We start from the raw sequence: 16,045 nt of genomic DNA, 5'->3' as shown, positions 1-16,045 counted from the left end.
GCGGCTAGGAATCTCATCGCTTAAGGCAACGCAGCGTGAATTCATGTACCTACTTCACCAGGACTATTGGTCACCCCTATTTTCAGGGAGACCAAATTCACTAGTGTAAGGGTACAACAGGCCTTTCCTCTGCCGCATCTTTGTACCATAGAAACAAAACGTCGAACAAAAACGACACAAACCCAATTAATAACCTAAAAACAAAAATTATGATCTGGGGAATTACATTAATCTTATTAAGCCTTATTGCGGTACCATCGTTGATCCTGTCTAAAAAACCCAACGCCAAAGAACTCTTGGAAAAAGTAGAGCCCTATCAAGGCTGGATTGGACTTGTTTTCTGCTTTTGGGGAGTTTGGGGAATTATCACCGCCGTTCTGAACATCGGTTGGTTAACATCTTTCCCAATCTGGTGGGTTACACTTTTAGCCGGAAACATCGTATCGGCTACTTTAGGTTTCATGCTTGGCTTCGGTTTGATCAACAAGTTCTTCTTATCAAAAAACGAGGCTGCCAAGGCGAAAGCGGAGGAATTACGAACTAAAATCGCACCAAAACAAGGTAAACTTGGTATCTTAGGACTCATTGTAGGCGCTTGGATGATCGTGGCTTCCTTTATGTTTATGGCCACATAGTCACAACGGATAAACCTTATTGATATACTTTTACATAAAAACCACTAAAACAAAAATCATGAAAAAATTAATTTTAAGTACTGCCTTTATGCTGGCGTCGTTCGGACTCTTTGCACAGAATAATTATCAGAACAACATCAGCGTGAACGGTGTACACTCGTATGAGATTTCTCCTGAATATTCCGCCAAGATGATCGTTAGCATGACCAACGTGTACTATGATGCGCAAACCGTATCCCTATCCGAAATAAAGTCGGGCTATCTAGACAAATTAGCGAAGGTGGGGATCAGTAGTGACCGCTTAAAGGAAGATTCCTTGCACTATGCCTTGATGGGATATGACAAGGAAGGTACAGTGTATGAGTTCAAAACAAAATCTTTGGAAGAAATGCAGAAATTCCTGGGCATAAAATCCATGGGGGTGTCAAAATCGGATACGACATTAAATGCGGAGTTGACCGACGACCAAATGGCAGGCTACGCCAAATCGGCCTTCTACAATGCGAAAAGCAAGGCTGAGGCCATAGCCGATAAAATTGGAAGGAAAATCGGAAAAGCGATCTACATCAGCGATTCCAATGCCAAAAAAATTCAGGAATCACTTTATTATGGTAGTCCGACCAATACGAAAGAGTATTACATATCGGTCTCCTTTGAACTACTGTAACTTATTTTAGTTGGTTGTTTACGTGGGTATCCTGGCTTTCTTTAAGATGTTCTCTTATTGGTTGCCAGGATGCCTCAATTTAAAACAACTTATTAATCTGAACGAATTTCTAAAATGAACAAGGGTATTTTTTACATAGCGTTATCCTTTCTGACCTTGACCGCCTGCGGACAGCAAGGGCCAAAGTCTACGGCCATACCCACTACGGATACGATCGAAAAAAAAGCACCGCGCATTAATCCCAAGGGCAATACCATCGCTACCCGGTTTATCGTACCCAAGGGGTTTGTGCGTACACAGATAGACTCCAATTCATTCGCCAACTACCTTCGGTATTTACCGCTAAAACAAGACGGAGCCGAAGTGCGCTATTTTGATGGTCGGTCGAAACCGAATACGAATGTTTATGACGCTGTTGTTGATTTGCCTATTGGAAATAGGGATTTGCATCAGTGTGCCGATGCGGTCATTCGCCTAAGGGCAGACTATCTTTTTCAAAATAAGAAATACGATAGCATCAATTTCAATTTTACGAATGGCTTTAAGGCCGATTATGCCAATTGGCGAAAAGGGAAGCGTATTGTCGTAGATGGAAATCAAGTCTTTTGGAAACAAAAAGCACAAGCGTCCAATTCACCTGCCACATTTTGGAAATACCTTGAAATGGTTTTCAGCTATGCCGGTACCGCTTCGTTGTCGAAAGAATTAAAGAAGGTGTCACTCTCGGAAATGCGTATTGGCGATATTTTTATCAAAGGAGGGTTTCCTGGCCATGCCGTAATCGTGGTCGATATGGCGACGGATAAAGCCAACAATGAGAAACTGTTCTTGTTGGCACAAAGCTATATGCCTGCCCAAGAGATACAACTGTTAACGAATCCGAACGATGGAGAGTTGAGTCCGTGGTATAGCGCTTCTGCTATTGCAACGGAACTTCGCACTCCCGAATGGACTTTTGAGCGCAGTGATTTGAAACGGTTCGATTGAAGACTATGTGCGATAAGTGTTTTGATAACGAAATTACAGCTTTTGGGTCCCCTGAAGAATTTGCCTCTTTCGATACCGAACTTAAGCATCGGTTACATTCCGAAAACGGATTATTTTATATGCGACGAAGCAGGGAGTTCGGTTTGTACGAGTACGACATCTACGGCTGTAAAAATTGCGGAAACACGTGGTGCCTACAGGTTCCGAACCCAACGTCTATCGGTTTTCTTTTGCTCGAGAAAAACTGCCAAGTTTTGATAAGCAATGCCAAAAAAACCGATTCCCAGTGGAAAACGGGAATCGGAATATTTTTGGTAATCGTGATGCTGGTTTGTATAGTTGTACTTTTAAACCAACTGTCTTGAGTGCAAAACGTACTGCGTTCTTCCTAAATCAAAAGGCAGTCTCCCTTGGCATACTTTGGGCCTAATCCAAATCAAATCGGACGCCTAAAGAAATATTGCGTTGTTCGACGGCAGCATCCTTAAAAATAGGATTCAAATCGTACTTGGCGTAGAGCTGCACGCCATCGAAACCGGCGTAGGCACTAAGACCGTAAACAAAGCTGGAGGTATCGTATCCGCCTTTTAGTTTATCTTTCACGTTTCTTCCTTCGCGATCGTATTTCAGTTTTTGTCTTGTTCCGATATTGAACCCTCCATAGCCACCAATACCGAATCTGAACTGCTTGCGGATAGAGTAGCGGATTCTCCGCTCGGTTTCACTGAACTTTGACGGACCGAACTCAAAATGAACAGGGAAAACCAGATTATCCATCCGAAATTTGGACTTTTTCAAATCGAAATCGAATTCTTGTAGCACCGTTTGCCCGTCTTCTACCACGAAGTACTGATTGTCTTTCGGCTTTAGACCATTGAATTGGAAGGACACGCCATAGTTCAAACGAAGTGCATTGGAGTTCTTGAACACTCTGGTCCTCCAAGCCCAACCGAGTTCGATGAACCGACTTCCGCCCACCTTATACGGCGAATCTTCCAACGACTGCCCATCTATGATGGCATTGTTAATTCCGAAAGCAATTACTGGATCGGTATAGGTGCGACGATCGTATTTTAGCTCTTCTTTCCTTTTGTGGGATGTTAGAATATTTTCTCCATTTACGTTAATCTTAAAAATTTCATATTGACTAAAATGGTCATCTTCGTTAGGGTCTACTCCAACTTCTTCCTTCCGCTTGAGAAGAGCGATTTTATTGTCGCAAATAGCAATTCTATTTTCAATATTCAAGGCATGCTTTTTCGCCGCATCTTCCTTTAGGATTTTTGCCTCCTCACTACTGATGGCATTATCCTTCAATCGCTCATTTATGTTCTCTATTTCAATTTTTAAAGACTCCTTTTCACTGACCGTAATCTTTTCTTTCAAGGACTCGAGTATCTCAATTTTTTTCTGATAATGATCTTTCTCTTGGGCCATAATGCTCTGGGTGAAAAGACCTAATAAGAAAATTAGAAAATAAGTTGTTATGGTTCTCATAATGATGTTGATTTGTTCAGTTCGCACGCACCCCTCCCATTGAAGGGGTGAATGGAACCAAAGATTAATGATTGATGAATATTATTTGTTGCGATCGGCAACTGCAGTACGTACTTTAAAAAATCCTTCCTTTAACGAGTCGAAGATTTGATCACGAAATGTTTTGTCTAGTTCGTCCTCAACTTCGGCCAACAAGGCCATGGCATCGACCGACCCGTTTTGGGCGAACATCTTATCACGTAATAGTTCTTCTTGGGCATTTCGCAATAGACTATCTACCTCGGCATTGGTCAGGGCGGTATTACCCAGTTCTAGGGAATCGGCTGCCGCGACTATTTCAATAATTTTGGCCTCGATGATTTCGCTTTTCAGATCTTTTGGTGCCTTTGTCTTTTTCACCACTACATCCTGTGTATTTTCAATTTCCGATACCGAGGCCGTTTTATTTTTTGTTGCCTGAACTTGATTAATATCCAGCGATTTGACAACGGTACTGGGCTGTTCCGCTACCCGATCATTTTCGACGACTACTTCTTCATTTTTACTTTCCCTAGCGTCGGTTGTTATCGTTTCGATTTCGTTTGCTTCTTTATAGGTATCAACAATTTGGATATCTGTACCAGCGGCCGGCCTTCCAGAGCCAAAATAGAGAACCGAGACGATCAAAACGCCGATGAAACTGGCCGCTACCCCATACCAGAAAACGTTGCTTTTTTTAGATGGTGGAGCAGTGGCATCCAATTGCTCCGACAAGCGCTCCCATGCATTTGATGAAGGAGCTATCTCCCGCTCTTCAAGCTGCTTTTTTATATGTTTCTCAAATTTATTCGGTGCCATAACCAATAATATTTTGCTGCTTTAATTTTTCCTTGAGCATTTTTCGCGACTTGAACAATTGCGATCTTGATGTTCCTTCCGAAATGTTCAGGGTTTCCGCTATTTCAGTGTGGGAGTACCCCTCGATTGCGAACAGTACGAATACCGCTCTGTAGCCCTCCGGAAGCGCATCGATTAAATTCTGAATATGCGCTACATCCAAATCCGAAGCTATGGTATCGCTTGGGATGGCGGTCCTGTCATAGACCGCATCGTCATAGACCACGAATTGTCTTTTTCTCAAGTGCGAAATGCTTTCACGTACCATAATCCTACGTATCCATCCTTCAAAACTTCCATCGAACCTGAAATCATTTAAATGTGAAAAGACCTTTACAAAACCCCCGATCATCACATCTTCCGCAAATTGTATATCCTTGATATACTGCCGGCACACGCCGAGCATTTTTGGGGCATATTTGTCGTACAGATGCCGCTGGGCCTCTCGATTGCCCGACGCCGACCTTTTGATCAGCTGTTTCTCATTTGTATAAAATCTGATGATTTTCAATGTGGTTTTGGTTGTCTTCTATTAGCATAGACGAGGAGAAGTTCAAGAACGTTGCCCGGAGGTCCATTTTTTTTGAAAAAATTTTCAATAGCGCCTAAAATCGGATATTCTAGACCCCGTGGTAAGGTCCTAGCCTTTGGTTACGCAAAAAATCGACCTTCCCGGTCATTAGTCAAACGCGCTTAAGTTTAGTTTACGTAATTACTTTTTACGGTCTACCACGTAGTTCACCATTAATTCCAGGGCGGCCTTATACTCCGATTCGGGGTACGCGGTCAGTAACTCTAGGGCTTCATTCTTGTACGCCAGCATTTTCTGTACGGCGTAATCCAAACCACCCTGTTCCTTTACGAAGCCGATCACTTCTTTTACGCGCTTCTTATCCTTATTGTGATTTTTAATGGAATTGATCAACCACTTTTTTTCGGCTTTTGAACAGATGTTCAGGACATGTATCAGCGGCAATGTCATCTTCTGTTCTTTGATATCGATACCCGTAGGCTTACCGATTGCCTCATTACCATAATCGAACAGGTCGTCCTTTATTTGAAACGCCATGCCACAAAGTTCACCAAACCTGCGAAATGTCTCCACATCAGGCGAATCAGGTTTGACAGAACATGCGCCCAATGCGCAACAAGCTGCAATCAGGGTCGCCGTTTTTTGACGAATGATATCGTAATAAACGGTTTCGGTAATATCGAGTCTTCGTGCTTTTTCGATTTGCAACAATTCCCCTTCGCTCATCTCGCGTACCGCAACGGAGATAATCCGTAATAGATCAAAATCGCCATTATCAATGGAAAGTAGCAACCCTTTTGACAGCAAAAAATCACCGACCAACACTGCTATTTTATTTTTCCAAAGGGCATTTATAGAGAAGAAGCCACGTCGTTTGGTGCTTTCATCGACCACGTCGTCGTGCACCAAGGTGGCGGTATGTATCAATTCAATAACGGCCGCTCCCCGATAGGTACGCTCGTTCACTTGACCTTTATTGAGGAGCTTTGCGGTCAAAAAAACAAACATAGGCCGCATTTGCTTGCCTTTCCGATTGACGATGTAGTAGGTAATCCTATTTAAGAGGGCCACTTTGGAAGTCATCGAGTCGCGGAACTTCGATTCAAAAAGTTCCATTTCTTCCCGTATGGGATCCTTTATTTGGGATACGACTTTCAAATAGCAACGTTTTGTTTGGGGAAATATAAAATTAGGGAAAAGGAAGTGAATAAAAGTACGAAATACGAAGTACGAGATACGAAATGGTGCAAAGTGCAAAAGTGCAACTCTAGTTAAGCAAAAAAGCCCGACATAAATTCAACTTTCACATCTTAACTTTCCCAATTTTCATTCGAAGTGCTGTCAAAATCTATACTTTTTGCCGGGCTATTAACTCCGCTCAAAATCAAAGATTTTATACAAACTCTTTACCGCTATTTCCTTGCCAGCTAAGAACTATTTACTGCTTATTGGCCAACTGTCCGCATGCCGCATCGATATCCTTGCCCCTAGAGCGTCTTACCGTAACGGTGATGCCATTTCGCTCCAGCGTATCGACGTACATATCGATCGCTTTATTGCCAGCCTGTTGAAATTCGCCGTCATCGATTGGGTTGTACTCGATCAAATTCACCTTTGAAGGTGCAAAACGGCAGAAATCGACCAAAGCGTTCACATCGTTCTGAGTATCGTTGATGCCGTCCCAGACGACGTATTCGTAGGTGATCCTACTTTTGGTCTTGGTATACCAATATTGCAAAGCATCCCGCAAATCGGTCAACGTAAACGTAGCATTAAAAGGCATAATCGACGTTCGAATGGCGTCAATGGCAGAATGAAGCGAAACCGCCAATTTAAACTTTACCTGTTCATCGGCCATTTTTCGAATCATCTTTGGTACACCCGAAGTAGAAACGGTAATGCGTTTGGGCGACATGCCTAGCCCCTCGGGGGAAGTGATCTTATCTATCGCTTTAAGTACATTGTTGTAGTTCATAAGCGGCTCGCCCATTCCCATGAATACGATATTGCTCAACGGCCTATCGAAGTACAAGCGACTTTCGTTATCTATGGCGACCACTTGGTCGTAGATTTCATCGGGATTCAGATTGCGCATGCGCTTTAGTCTAGCAGTCGCGCAGAATTTGCAATCGAGACTGCAGCCTACTTGACTCGAGACACAGGCAGTGGTTCGAGAACTCGTAGGAATCAAAACGGATTCTACGACCAAATCGTCGTGAAGACGTACGGCGTTCTTAATCGTACCGTCTTTACTGCGCTGCATTTGATCGATCTTGATGTGGTTGATCACGAAGTTACTTTCCAACATCTCACGGGTCTCTTTTGAGATATTGGTCATTGTCTCAAAAGAATACGCGGCCTTCTGCCAAAGCCACTCATACACCTGATTACCGCGAAAAGCCTTATCGCCTTTGGAGACAAAAAAGTCGCGTAACTGCTCTTTGGTCAGGGCGCGTATGTCTTTCTTTTTGGTATCCATCGGTTGAGATATAAAAATCCCTCTTTACATCCATAAAATTATAAAGAGGGATTGGAATTTATAAATTAACGTAAATTCTACTTGTCAAAAGCTTCCCTACTTTGCGGGAATCAAAAAAACGTCTTAAATAATCAACATGGCATCACCATACGAATAGAACTTGTATTGCTCTAGTATGGCCTCTTTGTACGATTTCTTCATCAAATCATGACCCATAAAAGCGGACACCATCATCATCAAAGTCGACTTCGGTAGGTGAAAATTGGTGACCATAGCATTGGCGATACTGAATTCATAGGGTGGAAAAACGAATTTGTTCGTCCATCCGTCAAAGGTATTCAACATGTGATTCGACGACACGGCACTTTCGAGTCCACGCATAGCGGTCGTACCCACGGCACAGATTCTTCTTTTTTTGTTCTTTGCGTTGTTAACGATTTCAGTCGCTTTTTCGTCTATGATCAACTCTTCGCTATCCATTTTATGTTTTGAAAGGTCCTCGACCTCCACGGGATTAAAAGTACCTAGACCGACGTGCAACGTCAATTCGGCAAAGTCGACCCCTTTGATTTCCAAACGCTTCAGCAAATGTTTTGAAAAGTGAAGCCCTGCCGTAGGCGCTGCAACCGCGCCTTCGTGTTTGGCATAAATGGTCTGGTAGCGCTGCTCATCTTCCGGCTCTACCGTTCTTTTAATGTATTTGGGCAGCGGTGTTTCACCCAATGCACGTAGTTTTCTTCTAAAATCGATGTAAGAACCATCATATAAAAATCGGAGCGTTCTACCTCTAGAGGTCGTGTTGTCGATTACTTCGGCCACCAAATCCTCATCATCGCCAAAATAGAGCTTATTGCCGATACGAATCTTACGGGCAGGGTCGACCAGAACGTCCCAAAGGCGCTGTTCTTCATTTAATTCCCTGAGTAAGAACACCTCGATACGGGCACCGGTTTTTTCTTTGTTTCCGTACAGTCGCGCTGGAAACACCTTGGTATTGTTCAGCACCATAACATCACCCTCATCAAAGTAATCAATGAGATCTTTGAACATTTTGTGCTCGATTTTGCCCGTCTCCCTATGAACGACCATAAGTTTTGACTCGTCTCTATTTTCAGCAGGATATTCTGCCAGTAAGTTCTCGGGCAATTCAAAGTGAAAGTGTGATAGTTTCATTAACTGAAGTGAATTTATTTGTTTGCGGATGCAAATATACGACCCTAAGATAGGGGTTGTCAAGTAAATGCCCTATTATATTGCCGTTTAGGATTCGGTGATTTGGAATCCCAAGGTTTTGAGATCTTTCCAGAAATCGGGATATGACTTGGAGACTACTCCAGCGTCGTTCACAAAAAGTGATGTCTTTATCGCCAGCGGCGCGAAGGCCATAGCCATTCTATGGTCATTGTAGGTGTCGATCGCCATGTTTTGACGAATTTCTTGAGACGGGGAAAGCCGCAGCTCGGCATCGGTAACCGATATGTCGGCACCCAATTTGGACAATTCCGTGTGAAGCGCTTCCAATCGATCGGTTTCCTTGATTTTTAAGGTATGAAGTCCGGTCAAATGGCATGCTATTCCCAACCCGAAACAGGTAACAGCGATAGTTTGGGCAATATCGGGTGCGTTGTGCAAGGCAACCTTCAATATTTCCGGTCGTTCATCGACCGTTTTACGTAGTGTGATTCGGTCATTCCCAAAGGTTGTCTCTACCCCTAGGTCCTTGTAAATTTCTGCTAAAACGCTGTCCCCTTGCAAGCTGCTTTCTTTATAAGCGGACAAGGTGATTTCCGAGCCCACCTCTGCGAGGGCAATGCTCCCGTAAAAGTAGGAGGCCGAGCTCCAATCGGATTCTACAGTAAGCGTTTTATCGGCGACCGAGGTCTTCGACATCACCTGTATCGTATTGCCCTCAAATGAATTCACAATGCCTATTTCGCTTAATAGTGCCAAGGTCATTCTAATGTACGGTACCGAAGTAATTTTACCGATCAATTCCAATTCCAATCCGTTTTCAAGACTCGGTGCGATAAGCAATAAAGATGAGATATACTGACTACTGATATTGGCTGGAAGGCTGACCTCCCTTTCGGTCAACTTTCTACCCTTTATCTTAATGGGCGGGTAGCCTTCGTCCTTTAGATATTCGATATCGGCCCCTAGCGTTCGTAGTGCATCGACCAATACCTTCACCGGTCTTTCGGTCATACGTTGCGAACCGGTCAAAGTGACTTCCTTTCCCTCTTGGGAGGCAAAATAGCCCGTTAAAAAACGCATGGCCGTTCCCGCATGGTGAATGTCGACCAAACCGTGGCTCACTGCCAATCCCTTTTGCATCACGTCGGCATCATCGGAATTGGACATGTTGGAAATCATCAAATTGGGATAAAGCGCTTTTAGCAGTAAGGAACGGTTCGATTCGCTCTTCGAGCCGGTAATCGCAATTGAGGCATTCAATCGTAAATCGCTCGGACGGGAAAGGTGTAATTTCAAAAGGATGGTTTTAGGAAAACAAAAGCCCAAAGATAGTATTATTTGAGCTTTTCGTTGTTCTGGTGGCGGTCATGATCACGCTTTGTCTTCAAAGCTAATTTATGATCGAATGCGCTTTGCAGATCAATATTTGTTTGGTTGGCCAGGCAAAGTACGACAAAGAGCACATCTGCCAATTCTTCACCCAGGTCTTTATCCTTATCGGATTCCTTTTCACTTTGCTCGCCATACCTTCTGGCTATGATACGAGCCACTTCGCCTACCTCTTCGGTAAGCTGGGCCATATTCGTGAGTTCATTGAAGTAGCGAACCCCGTGTTCTTTTATCCAGTTATCGACCGCCTGCTGTGCTGCTTGTAGGCTCATTGCTATTTTTAGTAAGCACGATCTGCTCGTTTTCCTTAGTAATCACCTGTTTAAAACACTCCTTTAAATAGGGGTAATTTACGGCAGAAATCATTGCTTTATTGATATCAAATATAACTGATAATTGAATTTGTCCGGCATTTTGGCGTATCATATATTTAAAACTGCCCAGACCATCCGGAATAGCGAGTTTAACATCCTCCGGAATCGACTCGACACTGTAGCCCTCGGGCACGGCAATATTAATAAGATATTTTTCCTGAAAAGAATAACCAAAATCAACAGGATATTCGCGAATTTCCTTTTTGAACGGATTTTCTTTTTCCCTCATAAATAACATTGGCCGAAAATAAATCTTTTCGCCAATGACCTCAGCTGAATTTTCAAGCAGGTAATTAAAAGATTCCGAAACCGGACCTTCATAGGTTTCCACGTTTTCAATTTGATAATCTGAAATTTCAATGTCATCGAACTCGGTTTCCCGATTCACTAGAAAGTCGTCTAGATTATTATCCTTGTATTTCAACCTAAACGCGTATGCCCCATGGTTGGTAAATCTCGATTGATATTTTCCATTGGCCGACCCATCTTCCTGCAAGTTAATATCCATCACATACATGTTCAACGCCTTTGCCGGAGAAACCATATCGATTTGCTTCCAGTTCATTTTTTCGTTGTCGATTAACAGGCCTTTCCAATTGTAATCTTTGATAGGTAATAGGTTCAAGTCGCTAAATTCGGCCGTCGCATCCATAAAATAATCCATTCCATCTATTTTAGCATAGGCGATGGTGTAATTGAGTCGTTCCAAGGTGGGCAAAAAAGGTATCGCATTATCTTTGGTACTAATTACTACGGGGTTTGCATCGATGCCGGCATACCGCATCATGGCGACCAAAAGTAGGTTAATGTCACCCGCATTTCCTCTTTTCTCTTTCAAAGTCTTTTTAATACCGTTTTGAAAGTACTTACCATCCCCTCCGTTCCAGGTAATAGTACTTTTAACATGTTTGAACAGCCCTTTGGCTTTTTCCAATTGATCGGTTTTTCCAGCAAGAAGGTTATCCAACTTATCATCAAAAGACCGAGTCTTATCCAACTGATTCTTAAAGTCATCGGAGCTCCCGATAGTCTTTGCCACATCACCCCAGGTATGGGCATAGCTTTTATAGAGAACTCCAGGTATGTTGATGGAGGCCAGTTCAAACTGTGCCCCAGAACGGTAGTTGTCGATATTATCAACAAAAGGTTCTTCCTTTAATGCTGGTACATTTTTAAGTTCGAAAGAGCGCACTACCACGTTCATATTAATCCGACTATCTCTTTTCGTTTCCACCTTAGGCGTGATTATCAAATATCCTTTATGGTTCTGTCTAAAATTAAAGCCTTCAGGGGTCCGCAATTGGGCTTCGATACGTTTTATTGGAATATCGGCTTGAAAACGATACTCATCGATATTCCATATAAAGGGAGAAACTATCTGGTATTTAAATTCGATTATAGATCCCGGTTTAACGTTTGGCATCGTAAATCGGGTTTGGTTGTAGTTATAGCTAAGTTCCGATTCAAATATCTGGTCCTTATCCAAGGTTGACTGAACAATCTCCCCGTTTACGAGATTATAGGTAATCGCCTTTAACTTCCGCACCACCTCTTGATCAGACCTGCTCGCAAAGAGGTTGATATATTCCGTGGCATGCTCAAAACCTTCCTTCGAGTATATTTTAATACGTTTGTGGATTTTGGTAACAAGTTGACTGCCTCCGTTATTTGAATAATAATAAGTATCCCTTTTACTGTAGAGAATCGCGGCAGTTGCCTGCTTGTCGAAAGGATATTCTTTTTCGGTCAGTTCTTCCATACTGAGCTCACCAAATTCGACCGTTTGTGCCGAAGAAAACTGAACCAATAATAACACTGCCAGATAAATTGGATAATTTACAATAGATTTCATAACTCTGATTTTAGGACAATCTTTGCAGCATCATTCTTGACCACTACTTTCATAAAATCGCGGTAAGCTGCGTAATCTTCTTTTGGAAATTGACCATCTTTCAATGCGAATGTTCTCTTTAGCACCAATTTATTGTCAATCATTTCTACTTCGGATGAATACCTTCCAAATTGGTTTTCAAGGATGATCTTTTCAGGAATGGCCTCGACTTCGAAACCATCTGGTAGCATTATCTCGAAAACATCTTCGTCCAAAAATCCCCGTTGAATATCAAACGGCAACTTGCGATTTCTGTAACGCTTTGGAACAGTGGTAATTCTATTAAAGGCATTTGGGGAAAACAAGAGCCGATTATTAGTCTTTGAAGCGTAATCAACTGCCGAAAGCCCTATTTTTTCATCAAATTCCACATCGTCAGTATTATTCTCGAATTCGTAATGGTCAATAACCAGATTATTAATATTATCCCAGTTTTTTTTATAATAATCCGTAATAACCTCCTTGGTCTGATCCTTTATTCTGAAGTGACTGTCGTACTGTGTTCCTTTGGTCTGCCTGGTGACCTTGCCAATAATCCCTCCGTTCGCGCTTAATCGATAGGTGGCGATGGTCTTCTGATAGTTCTCGGAATTATTATAGCTTACGGTTCTAACCAGCTCGCCTCCGTTTGGTTTGATGACCAGTACTTTTCGACCATCTGTAAAGCGCCCGACGAATCCAAAAGGATGGGTCTGAGAAGTACAATCGATCCAATAATATGCGCCTTTATAGGGTATCGCAAGAATTACATGATTGCCCTGCGCCAAATCCGGAAAATCTTCTTCAAAGTCTACCCGTTGCGATCCAGCTTCCACATGTGTATAAAATGCCTCTACCCCTACCGCTTTTAAGAGTGCCTTCGTGTAGTTCGAAAGACCCTTGCAATCGCCGTATTTTAAACGACCTACTTCTATGGCGCTTATGGGCTGAATTCCACCTATGCCCACTTGAACACTGATATATCTTGTGTTTTCCTGAACGTACTTATAAATAATCTTAGCTTTCTCTAAATCATCCGTAATATTTTCAACCAAGGAATTTGCTTTTTGTACGGAAGCAGAGGTTAGCTCATCACGTCCCTTCAATAAATTTTCGTGCATCCAAAGGCCTAAATCGTTCCAATTATTAATCTCGGCCTCGTATCCCTCATAGTTGAATTTAATTGGGCGTATTAGTATCCCAGGGGCGACTTTGTTAAAACTCGGACAGGGACTTTCCTCGGCAATGGCCGCCAAATTAGTTGCCTGGTAGACGATAGAATTGGGTAACTCTTTCTTTTCGATATCATACTCCCCAAAATTCTTTTCTTTAAAAGTAGGCTTCATATCCAGAGAAGCCACGTTAATAACTAACCTACTTTTTTCTGTACTGACCATAAAGTCTTCCAGAAAACTCCAATACGGAATTATTTCACCTGTATTTTTAGTGACCACCTCGCTTGTTACCTCAATAGTATACGGATAGTCAATGGGCGTAAAGGGAAAGTATTTAACTCTTGAATCAGAATAGAGAGTACCACCATCTACTGCACTGACGTCTCGAAATCGATTTTCCTTGATTTTCTCCTGTTCATTTCCGAATTCATCATAAACTACGGCCTGGATATCCTTTACTTTCTTGCCCTTATCATATCCCACGTACATTAGTGCGTACTGGTCACCTTTCGAGTTGAGTACCGTAACCACTTTTTTTCGCTTTACGACCATCAGTTCCCTAGACTGGATATTTACAATGCTCTCATTCAATCTTACTACCGCATTGGCATGCTGGGTAAGGGTTTTGGGTATGGACAGGAATTGGTAGTCAATGTCTTGGGCTACGGAAATGCTAAAGCAAAGGAAGGCATTGAAAAAGATAAGTAAACGCATTGATTTTGGTCGGAGGTTTCGTTTGAAGAATATAATGCAAAGCACGTATTTTTCTTACAGAATCATAGCAATTAATCGACGAAAACACTCTATTCCCTGTTCTTGGTATCAATGCTTATGGTCACCGGCCCATCATTTATAAGTTCGATTTTCATATCGGCCCCGAAAACACCGGTGCCTACTTTTTTATCCATCACTTTTTCCAATTGAAAAATAAATCGCTCGTACAATGGTATGGCAATCGCCGGTGGCGCTGCTTTCATATAGGATGGGCGATTCCCTTTTTTAGTACTGGCATGGAGGGTAAATTGGCTCACCACAATGGCATCGCCCTTCGTATCGAGCAAAGAACGGTTCATCGTGCCTTCGGCATCATTAAAAACCCTAAGATTGGCTATTTTTCTGGTTAGCCATTCAATATCTTCATTGGTGTCCTGGCTCTCGATTCCTAGAAGGAGTAGCAACCCGGACTGAATTTGGGAAACGACTTTCCCATCTACGGTAACGCTAGCCCTCGATACTCTTTGTAATACCGTTCTCATGGCACCTTTCTCATTTTTGCCCCTGAAAAGGAACGGGAACTAGTCCTCTTTTTTTCCATGTTCGTCTATTCTGTAGGTGTGATCATCCCCGGCGACCATTTGCACATAGCTGCGGTATCTAATCCAGGAAACGGTCTCCTCTTCCAAAGCATTTTTTACGGCGCAGTTGGGCTCGTCCAAGTGCAAACAATTATTGAATTTGCAGTCGACCTTCAATTTGAAAAATTCAGGGAAATAATCCCCGATCTCGTCCTTCTCCATATCAACGACCCCAAAACCTTTTATCCCCGGCGTGTCGATAATACGTGCCCCGAAATCCAAATCGTACATCTCGGCGAAGGTCGTGGTGTGCATTCCCTGCAAATGCTGATCGGATATCTCGGCGGTCTTTAAATCCAACTCAGGCGATATGGCATTGACCAAGGTGGATTTTCCCGCCCCGGAATGCCCAGCGAACATCGAGGTCTTTCCTTTCATCAATTTCTTCACCTCATCGACGTTCTTGCCCGTTGTTGCTGAAATCCCGATACAGGTATACCCGATTTCACGATAGAGCGCTGCCAGAAATTTGATTTCCATCAACTCGTCATCGGAATAGGTGTCAATTTTATTGAACAGTAACACCACTGGAATATCATAGGCTTCGGCTGTGGCCAAAAACCGGTCGATGAAGATGGTATAGGTTGTTGGATTGTTCAGGGTAATCAATAAAAAAACCACATCGAGATTGGACGCGATAATATGGGTCTGTTTGGATAGGTTGACCGATTTCCGGATGATGTAATTACGGCGTTCCTCAATTCTGGAAATCGTACCTACGGCATCTTCATCGGATTCTTCCAATTCGAACTCGACTACGTCGCCAACGGCGACTGGGTTCGTACTTTTTATGCCCTTTATGCGAAATTTACCTTTGATCCTACATTCGTAAAAGTCACCGTTTTCGGTTTTCACGCTGTACCAGCTTCCGGTAGATTTGTATACGGTACCCTTCATTTGTTGCGATTACTTGTCAGCGGTTTCGCTGTGCTACAAAATAACGACTTTTCTTTTTGGGGAACGGTAAAAAAAAGGCGGAACAAACATTTACTGTCTATCCCGCCAATTCAATTCT

General features: G+C 42.7%; 15 protein-coding genes. 3 read left to right on the top strand and 12 right to left on the bottom strand.

Features of this window, described 5'->3' with window-relative positions; translation table 11 throughout:
* Positions 1 to 209: 209 nt before the first annotated feature.
* The 3 genes from FGM00_RS02450 to FGM00_RS02440 all read left to right on the top strand — a co-directional run bounded on the left by FGM00_RS02450 (position 210) and on the right by FGM00_RS02440 (position 2,289).
* Complete coding sequence (locus FGM00_RS02450; RefSeq protein WP_138851387.1) at positions 210 to 635, top strand: hypothetical protein; 426 nt, start codon at positions 210 to 212, stop codon at positions 633 to 635.
* A gap of 58 nt (positions 636 to 693) precedes the next feature.
* On the top strand, positions 694 to 1,302 hold the full coding sequence (locus FGM00_RS02445) for an SIMPL domain-containing protein (protein WP_138851386.1): 609 nt from the start codon (positions 694 to 696) through the stop codon (positions 1,300 to 1,302).
* A 114-nt stretch (positions 1,303 to 1,416) separates the two neighbouring features.
* Positions 1,417 to 2,289 carry a DUF4846 domain-containing protein gene (locus FGM00_RS02440; RefSeq protein WP_138851385.1) on the top strand — a complete coding sequence of 291 codons (873 nt, stop codon included), beginning with the start codon at positions 1,417 to 1,419 and terminating at the stop codon, positions 2,287 to 2,289.
* Between the two features lie 426 nt (positions 2,290 to 2,715).
* On the opposite strand, the gene FGM00_RS02435 is transcribed toward FGM00_RS02440, so the two are convergent.
* The 12 genes from FGM00_RS02435 to rsgA form a co-directional block, all read right to left on the bottom strand.
* On the bottom strand, positions 2,716 to 3,786 hold the full coding sequence (locus tag FGM00_RS02435; protein ID WP_138851384.1) for a hypothetical protein: 1,071 nt from the start codon (positions 3,784 to 3,786) through the stop codon (positions 2,716 to 2,718).
* 81 nt (positions 3,787 to 3,867) lie between these two features.
* Positions 3,868 to 4,623 (bottom strand): hypothetical protein, encoded by a 756-nt coding sequence (locus FGM00_RS02430; RefSeq protein WP_138851383.1) that lies wholly within the window; start codon positions 4,621 to 4,623, stop codon positions 3,868 to 3,870.
* Complete coding sequence (locus FGM00_RS02425) at positions 4,610 to 5,173, bottom strand: RNA polymerase sigma factor (protein WP_138851382.1); 564 nt, start codon at positions 5,171 to 5,173, stop codon at positions 4,610 to 4,612. Before FGM00_RS02425 ends, FGM00_RS02430 begins: the two co-directional genes overlap by 14 nt.
* Positions 5,174 to 5,374: 201 nt before the next feature.
* On the bottom strand, positions 5,375 to 6,352 hold the full coding sequence (locus tag FGM00_RS02420) for a polyprenyl synthetase family protein (protein WP_138851381.1): 978 nt from the start codon (positions 6,350 to 6,352) through the stop codon (positions 5,375 to 5,377).
* 280 nt (positions 6,353 to 6,632) lie between these two features.
* Entirely contained in the window at positions 6,633 to 7,673 is a 1,041-nt protein-coding gene (gene rlmN, locus FGM00_RS02415) for a dual-specificity RNA methyltransferase RlmN (protein ID WP_138851380.1), read from the bottom strand.
* Positions 7,674 to 7,796: 123 nt separating this feature from the next.
* Entirely contained in the window at positions 7,797 to 8,846 is a 1,050-nt protein-coding gene (queA, locus tag FGM00_RS02410; protein ID WP_138851379.1) for a tRNA preQ1(34) S-adenosylmethionine ribosyltransferase-isomerase QueA, read from the bottom strand.
* A gap of 87 nt (positions 8,847 to 8,933) precedes the next feature.
* Positions 8,934 to 10,163 carry a 3-phosphoshikimate 1-carboxyvinyltransferase gene (locus tag FGM00_RS02405; RefSeq protein WP_138851378.1) on the bottom strand — a complete coding sequence of 410 codons (1,230 nt, stop codon included), beginning with the start codon at positions 10,161 to 10,163 and terminating at the stop codon, positions 8,934 to 8,936.
* Between the two features lie 38 nt (positions 10,164 to 10,201).
* Positions 10,202 to 10,528, bottom strand: a complete 327-nt coding sequence (locus FGM00_RS02400; protein ID WP_138851377.1) for a nucleotide pyrophosphohydrolase — start codon at positions 10,526 to 10,528, stop codon at positions 10,202 to 10,204.
* The gene (locus FGM00_RS02395) at positions 10,494 to 12,482 is read right to left on the bottom strand and encodes a DUF3857 domain-containing protein (RefSeq protein WP_138851376.1); all 1,989 of its coding nucleotides are present in this window, start codon (positions 12,480 to 12,482) and stop codon (positions 10,494 to 10,496) included. The genes FGM00_RS02400 and FGM00_RS02395 overlap by 35 nt, the downstream gene beginning before the upstream one ends.
* Entirely contained in the window at positions 12,479 to 14,389 is a 1,911-nt protein-coding gene (locus tag FGM00_RS02390; RefSeq protein WP_138851375.1) for a DUF3857 domain-containing protein, read from the bottom strand. Before FGM00_RS02390 ends, FGM00_RS02395 begins: the two co-directional genes overlap by 4 nt.
* Before the next feature lie 89 nt (positions 14,390 to 14,478).
* Positions 14,479 to 14,931 (bottom strand): D-aminoacyl-tRNA deacylase, encoded by a 453-nt coding sequence (dtd, locus tag FGM00_RS02385; RefSeq protein WP_138851374.1) that lies wholly within the window; start codon positions 14,929 to 14,931, stop codon positions 14,479 to 14,481.
* Between the two features lie 39 nt (positions 14,932 to 14,970).
* On the bottom strand, positions 14,971 to 15,927 hold the full coding sequence (gene rsgA / locus FGM00_RS02380) for a ribosome small subunit-dependent GTPase A (protein WP_138851373.1): 957 nt from the start codon (positions 15,925 to 15,927) through the stop codon (positions 14,971 to 14,973).
* Between the last annotated feature and the right edge of the window lie 118 nt (positions 15,928 to 16,045).

The organism is Aggregatimonas sangjinii (assembly GCF_005943945.1).
GTDB lineage: Bacteria > Bacteroidota > Bacteroidia > Flavobacteriales > Flavobacteriaceae > Pelagihabitans > Pelagihabitans sangjinii.
The sequence above is the reverse complement of the archived record's forward strand: the minus strand, read 5'-3'. Positions and strand labels throughout refer to the sequence as shown.